This window comes from Burkholderia sp. AU44665, from assembly GCF_030504405.1.
GTDB classification, from domain to species: Bacteria; Pseudomonadota; Gammaproteobacteria; order Burkholderiales; family Burkholderiaceae; genus Burkholderia; species Burkholderia semiarida.
The window spans coordinates 628,701-643,743 of record NZ_JAUJRI010000002.1 but is presented as its reverse complement, the minus strand read 5'-3'; the positions used below and the strand labels follow the sequence as shown (position 1 = coordinate 643,743).

Genomic DNA, 15,043 nt, shown 5'->3' with positions numbered 1-15,043 from the left:
ATCTGTTAAAATGACGAGCTTTGCAGCCCCGTCCGTTGGCTCCGTCCGCTTCGCGTCCGTCAGGCGCCGCACCGCGCGCCGGGAACGATTGACGCTCGAGCTTCCGGATGCCGCCGTGCCCCCGTTTCCTCGACTCGTTCTCCGGACTCGACATGACGACTTCGTCTCCCGCCTCCACCACCTTGATGGCCAACGCGATCCGTGCGCTCGCGATGGACGCCGTCCAGCAAGCGAACTCCGGCCACCCGGGCATGCCGATGGGCATGGCCGAAATCGGCGTCGCGCTCTGGTCGCGCCATCTGAAGCACAACCCGGCGAACCCGCACTGGGCCGACCGCGACCGTTTCGTGCTGTCGAACGGCCATGGCTCGATGCTGCTGTACTCGCTGCTGCACCTGACCGGCTACGACCTGCCGATCGAAGAGCTGAAGAACTTCCGCCAACTGCACTCGAAGACGCCGGGCCACCCGGAATACGGGATCACGCCGGGCGTCGAGACGACCACCGGCCCGCTCGGCCAGGGTCTCGCGAACGCGGTCGGCATGGCGCTCGGCGAAGCGCTGATGGCCGACGAGTTCAACCGTGACGGCGCGAAGATCGTCGATCACCACACGTACGTGTTCCTCGGCGACGGCTGCCTGATGGAAGGCATCTCGCACGAAGCCTGCTCGCTCGCGGGCACGCTGAAGCTGAACAAGCTGATCGCGCTGTACGACGACAACGGCATCTCGATCGACGGCGACGTCGTGAACTGGTTCCACGACGACACGCCGAAGCGCTTCGAAGCGTACGGCTGGAACGTGATCCCGAACGTGAACGGCCACGACGTCGACGCGGTCGACGCGGCCATCGCGAAGGCGAAGCTGTCGGACAAACCGACGCTGATCTGCTGCAAGACGGTGATCGGCAAGGGCGCGGCGACCAAGGCCGGCGGCCACGACGTGCACGGCGCGGCGCTCGGCGCAGAAGAAATCGCGAAGACGCGCGAAGCGCTCGGCTGGAAGTGGGAGCCGTTCGTGATTCCTCAGGAAGTCTATGCGGCCTGGGACGCGAAGGAAGCCGGCAAGCGCGCCGAGTCCGAATGGGACGCGACGTTCGCGGCCTATCGCGCGAAGTTCCCGGCGGAAGCGGCCGAATTCGAGCGCCGGATGGCGAACAAGCTGCCGGCCGACTGGGCCGAGAAGGCCGCGGCGATCATCGCCGGCGCGAACGAGCGCGCCGAGACGGTCGCGACCCGCAAGGCGTCGCAGCAGGCGATCGAAGGCCTCGCCGCCGCGCTGCCCGAGCTGCTCGGCGGCTCGGCCGATCTGACCGGCTCGAACCTGACCAACTGGAAGGCGTCGAAGGCGGTGCGCGCGAATCCGGAAGGCGCGGGCGTGCTGCTCGGCAACCACATCAACTACGGCGTGCGCGAATTCGGCATGAGCGCCGCGATCAACGGCCTCGCGCTGCACGGCGGCCACAAGCCGTTCGGCGGCACGTTCCTGACGTTCTCCGACTACAGCCGCAACGCGCTGCGCGTGGCCGCGCTGATGAAGGTGCCGTCGATCTTCGTGTTCACGCACGATTCGATCGGCCTCGGCGAAGACGGCCCGACGCACCAGTCGATCGAGCACGTGTCGAGCCTGCGCCTGATCCCGAACCACGACGTCTGGCGTCCGGCCGACACGGTCGAGACGGCCGTCGCGTGGACCCACGCGGTCGCCGCCGATCGTCCGTCGAGCCTGATCTTCAGCCGTCAGAACCTCGCGTTCAACCCGCGTACCGATGCGCAGATCGCGAACATCGAGAAGGGCGGCTACGTGCTGAAGGACTGGGACGAGGAAATCGTCGCGCGCAAGATCATCCTGATCGCGACGGGCTCGGAAGTCGAACTCGCGATGAAGGCCGTCGAGCCGCTCGCGCAACAGGGCATCGCGGCCCGCGTCGTGTCGATGCCGTCGACCAACGTGTTCGATCGCCAGGACGCCGAATACCGCGAACGCGTGCTGCCGCACGGCGTGCGCCGCGTCGCGATCGAAGCGGGCGTGACGAGCTTCTGGCACAAGTACGTCGGCCTCGAGGGCGGCGTCGTCGGGATCGACACGTTCGGCGAATCGGCGCCGGCCGGCGTGCTGTTCAAGTACTTCGGTTTCACCGTCGAGCACGTCGTCGAGACCGTGAAGGCCGTGCTGGCCTGAAAGCATACGCGACGCGCGCCACCCGTTGCGCGCGTCGCACCGTGAAGCTGCACGAAACGAATTTTTTCAGCCATCAGGAGATAGACCATGACGATTCGCGTCGCAATCAACGGCTACGGCCGTATCGGCCGCAACACGCTGCGCGCGTTCTATGAAAACGGCAAGAAGCACGATCTCGAGATCGTCGCGATCAACGACCTGGGCGATGCGAAGACCAACGCGCACCTGACCCAGTACGACACCGCGCACGGCAAGTTCCCGGGCGACGTGTCGGTCGACGGCGACTACCTCGTCGTGAACGGCGACAAGATCCGCGTGCTCGCGAACCGCAACCCGGCCGAACTGCCGTGGGGCGAGCTGGGCGTCGACGTCGTGATGGAATGCACGGGCTTCTTCACGACGAAGGAAAAGGCGAGCGCGCACCTGAAGGGCGGCGCGAAGAAGGTGATCATCTCGGCGCCGGGCGGCAAGGACGTCGACGCGACGATCGTCTACGGCGTGAACCACGACGTGCTGAAGGCCGAGCACACGGTCATCTCGAACGCATCGTGCACGACGAACTGCCTCGCGCCGCTCGTCAAGCCGCTGAACGACAAGATCGGCCTCGAAACCGGCCTGATGACGACGATCCACGCGTACACGAACGACCAGGTGCTGACGGACGTCTATCACGAAGACCTGCGCCGCGCGCGTTCGGCCACGCACAGCCAGATCCCGACGAAGACGGGTGCCGCATCGGCCGTCGGCCTCGTGCTGCCGGAACTGAACGGCAAGCTCGACGGCTACGCGATCCGCGTCCCGACGATCAATGTGTCGATCGTCGACCTGTCGTTCATCGCGAAGCGCGACACGACGGTCGAGGAAGTCAACGCGATCATGAAGGAAGCATCGGAAGGCGCGCTGAAGGGCATCCTCGGCTACAACGACGCACCGCTGGTGTCGATCGACTTCAACCACAACCCGGCTTCGTCGACGTTCGACGCGACGCTGACCAAGGTGTCGGGCCGTCTCGTGAAGGTGTCGAGCTGGTACGACAACGAGTGGGGTTTCTCGAACCGCATGCTCGATACGGCAATCGCATTCGCGAACGCGAAGTAATCCAGCACGTTGCGCGGCCGCCGCAAGGCGGCCGGCGTGGCGAACGAACCCGGCCCGGGGTTTCCCGGCCGGGTTTTTTATTGCCCGGCGTAACCTCTCGGAGAGCATGGGGCTGGTCGTCCGCGTTCGGTCAAAAATTGATGGTGGTCGCCTAGAAGAACGAACATTTGACGCCAAGGTGACCGGCGGACAGAAACGGGGCGTAGGTCTGCCGATAATCATCGGCATCGGTTGACAGCTAAGCGTTAGATAGCGTCCTTGTCTCCATTTTCCGAGACGTTATGCTTGCGCGAGTTTTGTACGATTCGTTGAATTAGTGAATTGAAACCAATTACCAGTTGCCCCAAGCTGTGATTGTGAATGGTTATGGACTTTGAATAGTCGTTTCGATGGGCATGGATAGCAAGTACTGTCGGAACGTCGGCGCCCCATGCGCGTGCTTCGGGCAGTAGATAGCTGTGCTTATACGAATTCGATAACTCTATGAGGATCTCGGCGATTTCTTCATTCGGTCGAATGTACTCACGGATAATTTCAGCGCCAAACGCGGTCGGCCTGCCGGAACGAAATAGCATCCCATATCCGTCAACCTCAATGCGCCGAGTTCTCGCTATTTCTTCTGATCGGGATCTGCAGTAAAGCGACATCACAAGATCGTCGATTACTCGGCGCATGGACAGGAGCACCGCTTCGACCGTGAAAAAGTATTTGAATATTTCCTTGGCTTGATAGGCATCGGTTGCCGCGTCAACTAACATGGCCAGATGTCGGAGGCGATTCTCGATTTCGACTGCAACCAGCACGCCGTTGATTAAGCCAGGGATGCTAGGGGGATGAGGAAGTTGGAACGTACTGTACTGTTTAACTAAATACGGTAACTGGGATTCGGAACCTGAGTAAAAATTTCGCTCTCTGATGTTTTCGTTGGTTGCCATGTTAGACCTATGCTTTTTCGAGTGAGATCGCCGTACCGATACCGAATGAAGTTCATATGCACCGTGGCCGTTTTCGTGCGTAGGCGACACTTGTGCTTACTTGGACGATTGACGTGCATCGGTGCGCGACATCTACGGAAATTTGAGCACGCTCTTTTTCTGGCCGAGAATCCGCCGTCACCTACCCGATCGCATCGACGAACGCGCGCTTGAGCGGGCTGTCGAGATCCGTCCACGCGAGCCCGATGCCGCTGCGGTGACCGGCCAGGTCGAGCGGCCGCGCGAGCACGTTCGGCGGCAGCGCGCTCGCGGCTTGCGCCGGGATCAGCCCGATCCCCATCCCGGCCGCGACGAGCGCGAGCATCGTCGTGAATTCGCCGAACTCCTGCGCGATCTCGAGCGTCGTGCCCGCGCGGCTCAGCGCGAGCAGCATGTCGTCGTGAAAGCCGGGCGCGTAGCGGCGCGCGAGCACGAACGTTGGCTCGCCGCGCAGCGCGGCCGGTGAAATCGCGTCGTGCGCGGCCAGCGGATGGTCCAGCGGCAGCGCGACGACGAACCCTTCCTCGAGCACCACGCGCGTGTCGATGCCCGCGTAGGCGGCCGGCAGCCGGATCATCCCGAAATCGATCCGGCGCTCGCGCAGCGCGGCGATCTGGTCGGGCGTCGGCATGTCCTTCAGCTCGAGCGCGATCAACGGATAGCGCTCGCGCATCGTGCGCAGCACGGCCGGCAACAGTGCCGGCAATACCGACGACACGAACGCGATCCGCAGCGTGCCGATTTCGCCGCGGCTCGACCGCCGCGCGATCTGTTCCGCGCGCGCGGCCTGCTGCAGCGTCGCCCGCGCTTCGGGCAGGAACACGCGCCCGGTGTCGCTCAATTCGACCTTGTGCCGGTCGCGCTCGAACAGGCGCGCGCCGAGCTCCGCCTCGAGCGCCTTGATCTGCATGCTCAGCGCGGGCTGCACGATGCACAGGCGCTGCGCGGCGCGCCCGAAATGCAGCTCTTCCGCGAGCGTGACGAAGGCGCGCAATTGCTTGAGTTCCATTGGGGCGGCGGGTACGAGAAGGCGGTAATCAGTTTTCATGATAACCGGATCAAAAAAGACCATTGGCGCGGACCCGGCCGGCGGCCGAAGATACCGTCGATGCGAGACCGGCCGCGATGGGCAGCCGGCTCGACCGGCACGAGGAGACATCCATGGCTAACGCGCTTGACCGGTTCCGCCTCGACGGCCGCCGCGCGCTGATTACCGGTTCCGGCCGCGGGATCGGGCTGACGCTCGCCCGCGGGCTCGCGGAAGCCGGCGCGGCGATCGTCATCAACGATCGCAATGAAGAGAAGGCGGCGACGCTCGCGCGCCAGTTCCGCGACGAAGGCGTCGCGGCCGACCATGCGGTGTTCGACGTGGCCGAGCACGCGCAGGTACGCGCGGCGATCGACGACTTCGAGGCGCGCGTCGGCGCGATCGACATCCTCGTGAACAACGCGGGCATCCAGCGCCGTGCGCCGCTCGACGCATTCGACCCGGACGACTGGCATGCGCTGATGCGCGTGAATCTCGACGGCGTGTTCAACGTCGCGCAGGCGGTCGCGCGGCACATGATCGCGCGCGGTCGCGGCAAGATCATCAACATCTGCTCGGTGCAGAGCGAGCTTGCGCGGCCGACGATCGCGCCGTATGCGGCGACCAAGGGCGCGGTGCGAATGCTGACCAAAGGAATGTGCGCCGACTGGGCGCGCCACGGCATCCAGGCGAACGGCCTCGCGCCCGGCTATTTCGAAACCGAGCTGAATCGCGCGCTGGTCGACGACGCGGCGTTTTCCGACTGGCTGTGCAAGCGCACGCCGGCCGGCCGCTGGGGGCAGGTCGACGAGCTGTGCGGCGCGGCGATCTTCCTCGCGTCGGCCGCGTCCGATTTCGTGAACGGCCAGACGTTGTTCGTCGACGGCGGCCTGACCAGCGCCGTCTAACGAGGAGAGCGTGTCATGCGTATGCGTTGCATGTGTGTCGTGATCCATGGGCCGAACGACCTGCGGGTCGAGGAGCAGGATGCCGGCGAGATCGGCCCGGGCCAGGTGCGCGTCGACGTCGCGATGGGCGGCATCTGCGGCTCCGACCTGCATTACTTCCGACATGGCGGCTTCGGCGCGATCCGGTTGCAGCAGCCGATGGTGCTCGGCCACGAGGTCGCCGGCACCGTCGCGGAGGTGGCTCCGGACGTGACGTCGGTGAAAGTCGGCGATCGCGTCGCGGTCAACCCGAGCCGGCCGTGCGGCGCCTGCCGCTACTGTCTCGAAGGGCTGCCGAACCAGTGTCTCGACATGCGCTTCTACGGCAGCGCGATGCGGATGCCGCACGTGCAGGGTGCGTTCCGCAATGCGCTCGTGTGCGACGCGGTGCAGTGCGTGAAGGTCGCCGATCACGTGCCGCTGTCGCTCGCGGCGCTCGCCGAACCGTTCGCGGTCGGGCTGCATGCGGTGTCGCGCGCGGGCCCGCTGATCGGCAAGCGCGTGCTCGTGTCGGGTTGCGGGCCGATCGGCGTGCTGGCGGTCGCGGCCGCGCGCGTGCACGGCGCCGCGGAGATCGTCGCGACCGATGTCGTCGACGCGCCGCTCGCGGTGGCGAGCGCGCTCGGCGCGGACCGCACGATCAACGCGGCCGCCGATGCCGGCTGGGTCGAGCGCTACAGCGCCGACAAGGGCACGTTCGACGTGATGATCGAGTGTTCGGGCAATGCGCGCGCGCTGCGCGACGGGCTGGACGTGATGCGGCCGCGCGGCGTCGTCGTGCAGCTCGGGCTCGGCGGCGACGTGAGCCTGCCGCAGAACGTCGTGGTCGCGAAGGAACTGTCGATCTGCGGCTCGTTCCGCTTCCACGCGGAGTTCGCGCTCGCGGTGCAGCTGATCAACGCCGGGCGCGTCGACCTGCGGCCGGCCGTCACGCGCGTGTTTCCGATGCGCGACGCGAACCGCGCGTTCGAACTGGCAGGCGACCGGCAGCGCGCGATGAAGGTGCTGATCGATTTCGCGAACGAGGCCGCGTGACGGGGCAGCGTTAGCGCGCGACGGCAGCAGCGCCCTTGGCAAAAAGGCACGCCCGCGATGCGCGGTGCGTGCCTTTTTGTCGTGCGGTGGAAACGGACTGCCGGATTGCCGGCCCGCCGCATCACTGCGTGACCCGCCGCGTGCCGCAGCGTCGCGGCGCGCGCGTTCATCGACCGCATGCTGGCGCATCGCGATCGGTCAGAGCGGTGACCGGTACGGCCGCGCGGCGGCGCGGAAGGGTTACGCGCCGGGTGTCGGGAAGAAGACGCCCGCGCGCTGAGCGGCGTTCGCGATGTGCGTTTCGATCGCGGTGCCGGCGGCGGCCGCGTCGCGCGCGATCAGCGCGTCGACGATCGCGCGGTGCTCGTGCCACGTCGACAGCAGCAGCTCGCGCCGGTAGAACGGCATGCGCTGGCTTTCCTTCATGATGTCCGCGCTGCTGCGCAGGATCGACTCGATCGCCGCGTTGCCGGCCAGATGGATGATCCGCATGTGGAAGTCGAAGTCGAGCCGCGATGCCTCGTCGAGCGCGCTGTCGGTCAGCGCGACGTGCAGGTCCGCGAGGTTGTCCTCGAACCATGCGATGTCTGCGTCGCTGACGACGTGCGCGGCCATCCGCGCGGCGAAGCCTTCGAGCGCATAGCGCATCTGGTAGGTGTCGGGCGGCGACGACTGCTCGGCGAATTGCCACGGATGCGCGGCCGACGCCTGCGCGCTTTCGACGTACACGCCCTTGCCCGCGCGGATGCGCAGCATCCCGAGCGCCTCGAGCGTCGACAGCGCCTCGCGTAGCGACGCGCGGCTGATCTCCAGCTCCTCGGAGAGCTGGCGCTGGGCCGGCAGCAGGCTGCCGACCGGATACACGCCTGCCTCGATCCGGTCGCGGATCGTCGCGATGGCGGCGTCGGTCACGGTATGCGGAACATTTCTCATGATGTGAACGATGGCCGGTCTGACCGGCATTGTAATCCGCACGCAGGCGGTGCACGCGGCCGTACGGGAAAGCCACGATCCGCCCCCTTTCGGGCCCCGGAAGCGCGCGCGCAGGGGCGGGAAATCCCTATTTTGTCCGTCCTTGACGCCACTATATCGGCTTCCTACTATCCACCATAACATCACTGGTCTTACCAGTATGAACAGACGAAACTGCAACCGTTGGATCGGGAGAGCGCCGTGTCGAAATTCCTTAATTCGCTGTTTGGCCGGGTAGTCGTCGCCTTGATACTGGGGGTCGCGCTCGGCGCGTTCTTCCCGCACTTCGCCGAGTCGCTGCGGCCGCTCGGCGACGGCTTCCTGAAGCTCATCAAGATGGTGATCGGCCCGATCGTCTTCTGCGTCGTGGTGAGCGGGATGGCCAACGCGGGCGACCTGAAGAAGGTCGGCCGGGTCGGCCTGAAGGCCGTCGTCTACTTCGAGGTGATGACGACGCTCGCGCTCGGCATCGGGCTCGTGCTCGCGTGGTTCACGCGCCCGGGCGTCGGGATGAACATCGACCTGCGCTCGCTCGACGCGGCGTCGCTGTCGACGTACGCGAAGAACGCCGAAAGCCTGAAGGACACGGCCGGCTACCTGATGAAGATCATCCCCGACACCGCGATCGACGCGTTCGCGAAGGGCGACATCCTGCAGATCCTCGTGTTCGCGGTGCTGTTCGGCTCCGCGCTGTCGCTGCTCGGCGACAAGGCGCAGCGCGTCAATTCGCTGATCGAGGAGCTGTCGCACGTGTTCTTCCGGATCATCGGCTTCATCATCAAGCTCGCACCGCTCGGCGTGCTCGGCGCGATCGCGTTCACGACCGGCAAGTACGGCGTCGCGTCGCTCAAGCAGCTCGGCTATCTGGTCGCGGTGTTCTACCTGAGCTGCTTCGTGTTCGTCACCGTCGTGCTCGGCGTCGTGATGCGGCTCGCGGGTTTCTCCGTGTTCAAGCTGATCCGCTACCTGCGCGAGGAACTGTCGATCGTGCTCGGCACGGCGTCGTCGGACGCGGTGCTGCCGCAGGTGATGAGCAAGCTCGAATACATGGGCATCAAGGATTCGACCGTCGGCCTCGTGATCCCGACCGGCTATTCGTTCAACCTCGACGGCTTCTCGATCTACCTGACGCTCGCCGTGCTGTTCATCGCGCAGGCCACCAACACGCCGCTGTCCACGCACGATCTGATCGTCGTGCTGCTCGTGTCGCTCGTCACGTCGAAGGGCGCGCACGGCATCCCGGGCTCGGCCATCGTGATCCTCGCGGCGACGCTGTCGGCGATTCCCGCGATTCCCGTGCTCGGCCTCGTGCTGATCCTGCCGGTCGACTGGTTCGTCGGCATCGCCCGCGCGCTGACCAACCTGATCGGCAACTGCGTCGCGACGGTGGTGGTCGCGGTGTGGGAGAACGACATCGACCGCGCCCGCGCGACGCGCGTGCTGAATCGCGAACTGCGCTACGTGGCCGACGCGCCCGGCAGCGCCGCCCCCGTCGCCGGCGACCAGGCCCACGCGCTCTGACCCCGACGCTCGTGCGGCGCGGCTTCCCTGGCCGGGCGCCCTTGGCCGGCCCCCCGGCCACCCCGTGCGACCGACCTTCACGCGACCGGCGCGCCGACGCGCCGGCGCTTCTCAAAACAATGGAGACGACATGGCAGCCCCCATCCTCGATCCGAACGCGCCGGCTTTCACGCGGCGCTACATGAACCTCGCCGACCCGCGCCTGGGCGCGCAGGCGCTCTTTGCCAGCGACGAATTCTTCGCGCCCAAGGAGCGCATGCTCAATCCCGAGCCGGCCGTGTTCATTCCCGGCAAGTACGACGACCACGGCAAGTGGATGGACGGCTGGGAAACGCGCCGCAAGCGCACGACCGGCCATGACTTTTGCGTGGTGCGCCTCGCGCGGCCGGGCGTGATTTACGGCGTCGACCTCGATACGAGCCACTTCACCGGCAACTTTCCGCCGGCCGCGTCGATCGAGGCCTGCGCGGTGGACGGCGACACGCCGCCCGACGACGCCGAATGGCGCACGATCGTGCCCGCGACGACGCTGCAGGGCAATTCGCACCATTACGTGAGCGTCGACGATGCGCGGCCGGTCACGCATCTGCGCGTGAACCTGTACCCGGACGGCGGGCTTGCGCGGCTGCGTGTGTACGGCCAGCCGCAGCGCGACTGGCGCCACGTGCCGGCCGGCGAGCTCGTCGATCTCGCGGCGATCGAGAACGGCGGTTATCTCGTGGCCGCGAACAACCAGCACTTCGGCCCGGCCTCGCAGATGCTGATGCCGGGGCGCGGCGCGAACATGGGCGACGGCTGGGAAACGCGGCGCCGCCGCGAGCCCGGCAACGACTGGGCGATCGTCGCGCTCGCGCGGCCGGGCATCATCCGGCGCGTCGAGGTCGATACGGCGTTCTTCAAGGGCAATTTCCCCGACCGCTGCTCGCTGCAGGCCGCGCACGTCACGGGCGGCACCGACGATTCGCTCGTCACGCAGGCGATGTTCTGGGCCGAACTGCTCGGCGAGCAGAAGCTGCAGATGGACCACGTGCACACGTTCGACGCGCTCGCGGCGCTCGGCCCCGTCACGCACGTGCGGTTCAACATCTTCCCGGACGGCGGCGTGTCGCGCCTGCGTCTGTGGGGCGAGCCGGCTTGAGGGAGGGGGGCGGCATGAGCGGAACTCCGATCCTGCGCGTCGAGCGCCTGACCCGCGAAGCGTTCGCGCCGTTCGGCGACGTGATCGCGCTCGAAGGCGCGCGGCATTTCCCGATCAACGGCGGCACGACCGAGCGCTTTCACGATCTCGCGACGATCGACGTGTGCGCGGACGGCGGCCGGCCGCTCGTCAGCGTGTTTCGCGCGCAGCCGCGCGCGCTGCCGGTGGCGATCACGCTGATGGAGCGCCATCCGCACGGCAGCCAGGCGTTCATCCCGCTCGCGGCGGTGTCGCGTTATGCGATCGTCGTCGCGCCGGCCGGCGAGTTCCGGCCCGATGCGATGCGCGCGTTCCTGGCCGAGGGCTGGCAGGGCGTCAATTATGCGAAGGGCGTCTGGCATCATCCGCTGCTCGCGCTCGACGCGGTCAGCGATTTCGTGATCGTCGATCGCGGCGGGCCGCAGCCGAACTGCGACGAGATCCCGCTGGAGCACGCGTGGACGCTGGCGTTCGAGCCGGTCTGCGAGGGAGTAGAAGGGCTTTCGTAAGCCTTCCCGGCGCGCGGCAGGCGCGCCGAAAAAGCACACGGCCCGGGCGGCGAGATGCCGGCCGGGCCGCGTGCGCGGGTGGCGCGATTCAGTGCTTGCGGTGCGGGCAGTTCTCGGTCGTGCACGAACCGTACATCGCGAGCGAGTGCTCCTGGAGCCGGAAGCCGCGCTCCTTCGCGATCGCCTGCTGGCGGCTCTCGATCTCGGCGTCGAAGAATTCCTCGACGCGGCCGCAATCGAGGCACACGAGGTGGTCGTGGTGCGAGCCTTCGTTCAGCTCGAACACCGCCTTGCCGGATTCGAAGTTGCTGCGCGACAGCAGGCCGGCCTGCTCGAACTGCGTGAGCACGCGATAGACGGTGGCGAGCCCGATGTCGAGCTGTTCGTTGAGCAGGTTGCGGTAGACGTCTTCGGCCGTCAGGTGGCGCACGGGGCTCTGCTGGAAGATCTCGAGAATCTTGAGGCGCGGTAGGGTGGCCTTTAGCCCGATATTCTTGAGATCCGTCGGATTGGTCATGGCTAGGCATCCCTAGAGTACAATGCAGGGCTTCAATGTTACCGGCTTTTCGCCGTTCCAGATATACGCGCGGCCTGTACGCGGGCCAGCACGGTGAAGGAAATGATCCCAGAATCGCTTTCGCACTTTCAGAGGAGTCGCATGCGGAGTGCCATCATCGCTGCCGCCGCCGTTGTCGCGCTGGCGGGTTGTTCGTCGTACGACAGCGTGACGCAGCGCATCGCGCAGAGCATCACGCCGTATCGGATCACCGTCGTGCAAGGCAACTTCGTGTCGCAGGAGAAGGCCGCCCAGCTGCAGGTCGGCATGACGCGCGAGCAGGTCCGCGCGCTGCTCGGCACGCCGCTGCTGGCGGACATGTTCCACGCGGATCGCTGGGATTACCTCTTCTACTTCAAGCGCGGCTCGACGTCGATCGTCCAGCAGCGCGACCTCGTCATCAACTTCTCGGGCGATCGCGTCGCGAGCTGGAGCGGCGCCGACAACCTGCCGTCCGAGCTCGACCTGCTGGCCGACATCGACGGCGACCGCGGCGGCAAGAAGGCGAAGGCCGCTGCCGCGGCGAAGAAGGCGTCCGAAGCCGCTGCGGCCGCGAGCGCCGCGCAGGCTGCCGCCGCCGCGAGCCCGGCCACCGAGCCGGCGCCGGGCGCGGTGGTCGACCAGGATGCGAACGCCCAGGCGGCGCGCGCGGCGAACCGCGCGACCAACCAGGTGTCGGGGCAGGGTGCGGCGTCGCGCCGGTTCACGCCGGCCGCGCAGGCCTCGGGCGGCGCGCCGGTGCCGGGCGGCCAGCCGCCGGGCGCCGCGCCGGCGATCCAGCCGCAGTTCCAGTTCCATCGTCCGCCGCAGCCGAACGTGTCGAACGAGGCGTCGCCGCCGGTCGGCCCGCAAGGCTCGGACAACCTGCAGAACCAGCCGCTCACCGCACCGGCGCAGTAAGCGGCCGGCGTGCGGAAACGGGGCGGCATGCGCCGCCCGCCTTTAGACCTGTCGTGTAGAAAGCCATGAAGATTGCGATTGCCGGCGCATCGGGCCGAATGGGCCGGATGCTGATCGAAGCCGTTCTCAACGATGCCGACGCGCAGCTCGTCGGCGCGCTCGACCGCGCCGGTTCGCCGTTCCTCGGCCAGGACGCCGGTGCGTTTCTCGGCAAGGACACCGGGATCAAGCTGACCGACGATCTCGACGCCGTGTTCGCGCAGGCCGACTATCTGATCGATTTCACGCGTCCGGAAGGCACGATGGCCCACATCGAGGCCGCGCTGCGCCACGACGTGAAGCTCGTGATCGGCACGACCGGCTTCACCGCCGAGCAGAAGGCCGAGTTGCAGGCCGCCGCGGGCAAGATCGGCATCGTGTTCGCGGCGAACATGAGCGTCGGCGTGAACGTCACGCTGAAGCTGCTCGAATTCGCGGCGAAGCATTTCTCGCACGGCTACGACATCGAGATCATCGAGGCGCATCACCGCCACAAGGTCGACGCACCGTCGGGCACCGCGCTGATGATGGGCGAAGCCGTCGCCGGCGCGCTCGGCCGCTCGCTCGACGACTGCGCGGTGTACGGCCGCCACGGCGTGACGGGCGAGCGCGATCCGTCGTCGATCGGCTTTGCGGCGGTGCGCGGCGGCGATATCGTCGGCGATCACACCGTGCTGTTCGCCGGGATCGGCGAGCGCATCGAGATCACGCACAAGTCGTCGAGCCGCGTGTCGTACGCGCAGGGCGCGTTGCGTGCGGTGCGCTTCCTGTCGGCGCGCGGCGCCGGCCTGTTCGACATGCAGGACGTGCTCGGCCTGCGCTGACACCCGCGAGGAAACTCCGATGGCGATTCCCACCGGCGTTGTCCACTACCTCGAAAGCGGCGATGCGATCACGCACGCCGTCGCCTATGTGCTGCTGGCGATGTCCGTCGCCAGCTGGTGCTTCCTCTTCATGAAAGCCTGGCTGCTCGTCCGCGCGAAGCGGCAGGGGCCGCGCGCGCTCGCCGCGTTCTGGCGCGCGCCGTCGCTCGACGCGGGCATCGCCGCACTGGCCGGCGCCGATCGCGAGCGCGTGTTCGTGCCGCTCGCCGAAGCCGCGCGCGACGCGGCCGACGACCACGATCCGGCCGCGCTGGCCGCGCGCGTCGAGCGCGGCGAACGCGTGCTGCGCGCGTTGCGGCACGCGATGCTGCGCTCGCAGCGGCGCCTCGAATTCGGCCAGGTGCTGCTCGCGTCGATCGGCAGCACCGCGCCGTTCGTCGGGCTGCTCGGCACCGTGTGGGGTATCTACCACGCGCTCGGCAGCATCGCCGCGAGCGGGCAGGCGCAGATCGAGAACGTCGCGGGCCCGGTGGGCGAGGCGCTGATCATGACGGCGTTCGGGCTGGTCGTCGCGATTCCCGCGGTGCTCGCGTACAACATTCTCGGCCGGCTCGTCCGGCAGCTCGCCGAGGAACTCGACGGCTTCGCGCGCGATCTGCACGTATTCGTGTGCGCGCAGGGCGCCTGACGCGCCGGCCCCGGAGGAACGACCATGGCATTCGGCGGGCTCGAGCACCACAAGACGTCCGCGCCGATGGCGGAGATCAACATGACGCCGCTGATCGACGTGATGCTCGTGCTGCTCGTCATCTTCATCATCACCGCGCCGCTGATGACGCACGCGATCCGGCTCGACCTGCCGAAGGTGGCGGCGAGCGTCGCGCGCGACACGCCGCAATCCGTCACGCTGTCGATCGACGACGCGGGCAAGCTTTACTGGGACGACGCGCCCGTGGCGCTCGACGCGCTGCCCGCGCGCTTCCGGGCCGCCGCCGCGGGCGCCGCGCCGCCCGAGTTGCGGCTGCGCGCGTCGCCCGCGACGCGCTACGACGTGATCGCGCAAGTGATGGGCGCCGCGCAGGCCGCGGGCCTCACGCGGATCGGCTTCGTGACCGACGTGCCGCCGGCCGGCGGCGCCGTGCCGCCCGCCGCCGGCGCGAAACCCTGATACGCCGTCGTTGCGGGCCCCGGCCCGCGAGAGACCGGCCGTGCGGGCCCGCACGGGCGGTATAATCGACGTTTTTCCCGGCCCGGAACCGCTCAGCCCGTTCCCGCGCCGGGCAC

The 15,043-nt window shown here is 67.4% G+C and carries 15 protein-coding genes; 11 read left to right on the top strand and 4 right to left on the bottom strand.

Annotated elements, in window-relative coordinates; genetic code table 11:
* Positions 1 to 107 precede the first annotated feature (107 nt).
* The gene (gene tkt / locus QZM15_RS08105; RefSeq protein WP_059581007.1) at positions 108 to 2,180 is read left to right on the top strand and encodes a transketolase; all 2,073 of its coding nucleotides are present in this window, start codon (positions 108 to 110) and stop codon (positions 2,178 to 2,180) included.
* Positions 2,181 to 2,267: 87 nt separating this feature from the next.
* Positions 2,268 to 3,278, top strand: coding sequence for a type I glyceraldehyde-3-phosphate dehydrogenase (gene gap / locus QZM15_RS08100; RefSeq protein WP_060312631.1), 1,011 nt, complete (start codon positions 2,268 to 2,270; stop codon positions 3,276 to 3,278).
* Positions 3,279 to 3,523: 245 nt separating this feature from the next.
* Here gap and QZM15_RS08095 read toward each other — a convergent pair whose 3' ends face one another.
* Together QZM15_RS08095 and QZM15_RS08090 are read right to left on the bottom strand one after the other, a co-directional pair.
* Complete coding sequence (locus QZM15_RS08095; protein WP_302106158.1) at positions 3,524 to 4,213, bottom strand: hypothetical protein; 690 nt, start codon at positions 4,211 to 4,213, stop codon at positions 3,524 to 3,526.
* 181 nt (positions 4,214 to 4,394) lie between these two features.
* Positions 4,395 to 5,261: a LysR family transcriptional regulator gene (locus QZM15_RS08090; protein ID WP_302106157.1), complete on the bottom strand. Its 867-nt coding sequence runs from the start codon at positions 5,259 to 5,261 to the stop codon at positions 4,395 to 4,397.
* Between the two features lie 152 nt (positions 5,262 to 5,413).
* On the opposite strand from QZM15_RS08090, the gene QZM15_RS08085 reads away from it, so the two are divergent.
* Together QZM15_RS08085 and QZM15_RS08080 are read left to right on the top strand one after the other, a co-directional pair.
* Positions 5,414 to 6,187 carry an SDR family NAD(P)-dependent oxidoreductase gene (locus tag QZM15_RS08085; protein WP_302106156.1) on the top strand — a complete coding sequence of 258 codons (774 nt, stop codon included), beginning with the start codon at positions 5,414 to 5,416 and terminating at the stop codon, positions 6,185 to 6,187.
* Between the two features lie 15 nt (positions 6,188 to 6,202).
* Positions 6,203 to 7,261: an L-idonate 5-dehydrogenase gene (locus QZM15_RS08080; RefSeq protein WP_302106155.1), complete on the top strand. Its 1,059-nt coding sequence runs from the start codon at positions 6,203 to 6,205 to the stop codon at positions 7,259 to 7,261.
* A 240-nt stretch (positions 7,262 to 7,501) separates the two neighbouring features.
* On the opposite strand, the gene QZM15_RS08075 is transcribed toward QZM15_RS08080, so the two are convergent.
* Positions 7,502 to 8,224, bottom strand: a complete 723-nt coding sequence (locus tag QZM15_RS08075) for a FadR/GntR family transcriptional regulator (RefSeq protein WP_179231710.1) — start codon at positions 8,222 to 8,224, stop codon at positions 7,502 to 7,504.
* Positions 8,225 to 8,434: 210 nt separating this feature from the next.
* Between QZM15_RS08075 and QZM15_RS08070 the strand changes: the two genes are divergently transcribed.
* The 3 genes from QZM15_RS08070 (at position 8,435) to QZM15_RS08060 (ending at position 11,440) form a co-directional block, all read left to right on the top strand.
* The gene (locus tag QZM15_RS08070; protein WP_059581022.1) at positions 8,435 to 9,754 is read left to right on the top strand and encodes a C4-dicarboxylate transporter DctA; all 1,320 of its coding nucleotides are present in this window, start codon (positions 8,435 to 8,437) and stop codon (positions 9,752 to 9,754) included.
* 130 nt (positions 9,755 to 9,884) lie between these two features.
* On the top strand, positions 9,885 to 10,892 hold the full coding sequence (gene alc, locus QZM15_RS08065; protein WP_059581025.1) for an allantoicase: 1,008 nt from the start codon (positions 9,885 to 9,887) through the stop codon (positions 10,890 to 10,892).
* A 14-nt stretch (positions 10,893 to 10,906) separates the two neighbouring features.
* Entirely contained in the window at positions 10,907 to 11,440 is a 534-nt protein-coding gene (locus QZM15_RS08060) for an ureidoglycolate lyase (protein WP_059581027.1), read from the top strand.
* A gap of 88 nt (positions 11,441 to 11,528) precedes the next feature.
* Here the strand turns inward: QZM15_RS08060 and fur are convergent, their stop codons facing one another.
* Positions 11,529 to 11,957, bottom strand: coding sequence for a ferric iron uptake transcriptional regulator (fur, locus tag QZM15_RS08055; RefSeq protein ID WP_006400349.1), 429 nt, complete (start codon positions 11,955 to 11,957; stop codon positions 11,529 to 11,531).
* A gap of 141 nt (positions 11,958 to 12,098) precedes the next feature.
* On the opposite strand from fur, the gene QZM15_RS08050 reads away from it, so the two are divergent.
* The 4 genes from QZM15_RS08050 to QZM15_RS08035 all read left to right on the top strand — a co-directional run bounded on the left by QZM15_RS08050 (position 12,099) and on the right by QZM15_RS08035 (position 14,927).
* Positions 12,099 to 12,896 (top strand): outer membrane protein assembly factor BamE, encoded by a 798-nt coding sequence (locus QZM15_RS08050; RefSeq protein ID WP_059581029.1) that lies wholly within the window; start codon positions 12,099 to 12,101, stop codon positions 12,894 to 12,896.
* A gap of 65 nt (positions 12,897 to 12,961) precedes the next feature.
* A complete protein-coding gene (gene dapB / locus QZM15_RS08045) occupies positions 12,962 to 13,759 on the top strand; it encodes a 4-hydroxy-tetrahydrodipicolinate reductase (protein ID WP_059581032.1) in 798 nt (265 codons plus the stop codon).
* Positions 13,760 to 13,778: 19 nt separating this feature from the next.
* A complete protein-coding gene (locus QZM15_RS08040; protein WP_059581034.1) occupies positions 13,779 to 14,447 on the top strand; it encodes a MotA/TolQ/ExbB proton channel family protein in 669 nt (222 codons plus the stop codon).
* Positions 14,448 to 14,471: 24 nt separating this feature from the next.
* A complete protein-coding gene (locus tag QZM15_RS08035; protein ID WP_302106154.1) occupies positions 14,472 to 14,927 on the top strand; it encodes a biopolymer transporter ExbD in 456 nt (151 codons plus the stop codon).
* The last annotated feature ends 116 nt before the right edge of the window (positions 14,928 to 15,043 follow it).

Bases quoted from the DNA above. Each gene is read 5' to 3' on its own strand.
- gap (WP_060312631.1), top strand. From the start codon at position 2,268: ATGACGATTCGCGTCGCAATCAACGGCTACGGCCGTATCGGCCGCAAC.
- QZM15_RS08035 (WP_302106154.1), top strand. From the start codon at position 14,472: ATGGCATTCGGCGGGCTCGAGCACCACAAGACGTCCGCGCCGATGGCG.
- QZM15_RS08060 (WP_059581027.1), top strand. From the start codon at position 10,907: ATGAGCGGAACTCCGATCCTGCGCGTCGAGCGCCTGACCCGCGAAGCG.
- QZM15_RS08075 (WP_179231710.1), bottom strand. From the start codon at position 8,224: ATGCCGGTCAGACCGGCCATCGTTCACATCATGAGAAATGTTCCGCAT.
- QZM15_RS08095 (WP_302106158.1), bottom strand. From the start codon at position 4,213: ATGGCAACCAACGAAAACATCAGAGAGCGAAATTTTTACTCAGGTTCC.
- QZM15_RS08040 (WP_059581034.1), top strand. From the start codon at position 13,779: ATGGCGATTCCCACCGGCGTTGTCCACTACCTCGAAAGCGGCGATGCG.
- QZM15_RS08090 (WP_302106157.1), bottom strand. From the start codon at position 5,261: ATGGAACTCAAGCAATTGCGCGCCTTCGTCACGCTCGCGGAAGAGCTG.
- fur (WP_006400349.1), bottom strand. From the start codon at position 11,957: ATGACCAATCCGACGGATCTCAAGAATATCGGGCTAAAGGCCACCCTA.
- QZM15_RS08085 (WP_302106156.1), top strand. From the start codon at position 5,414: ATGGCTAACGCGCTTGACCGGTTCCGCCTCGACGGCCGCCGCGCGCTG.
- alc (WP_059581025.1), top strand. From the start codon at position 9,885: ATGGCAGCCCCCATCCTCGATCCGAACGCGCCGGCTTTCACGCGGCGC.
- tkt (WP_059581007.1), top strand. From the start codon at position 108: ATGCCGCCGTGCCCCCGTTTCCTCGACTCGTTCTCCGGACTCGACATG.
- QZM15_RS08080 (WP_302106155.1), top strand. From the start codon at position 6,203: ATGCGTATGCGTTGCATGTGTGTCGTGATCCATGGGCCGAACGACCTG.
- QZM15_RS08050 (WP_059581029.1), top strand. From the start codon at position 12,099: ATGCGGAGTGCCATCATCGCTGCCGCCGCCGTTGTCGCGCTGGCGGGT.
- dapB (WP_059581032.1), top strand. From the start codon at position 12,962: ATGAAGATTGCGATTGCCGGCGCATCGGGCCGAATGGGCCGGATGCTG.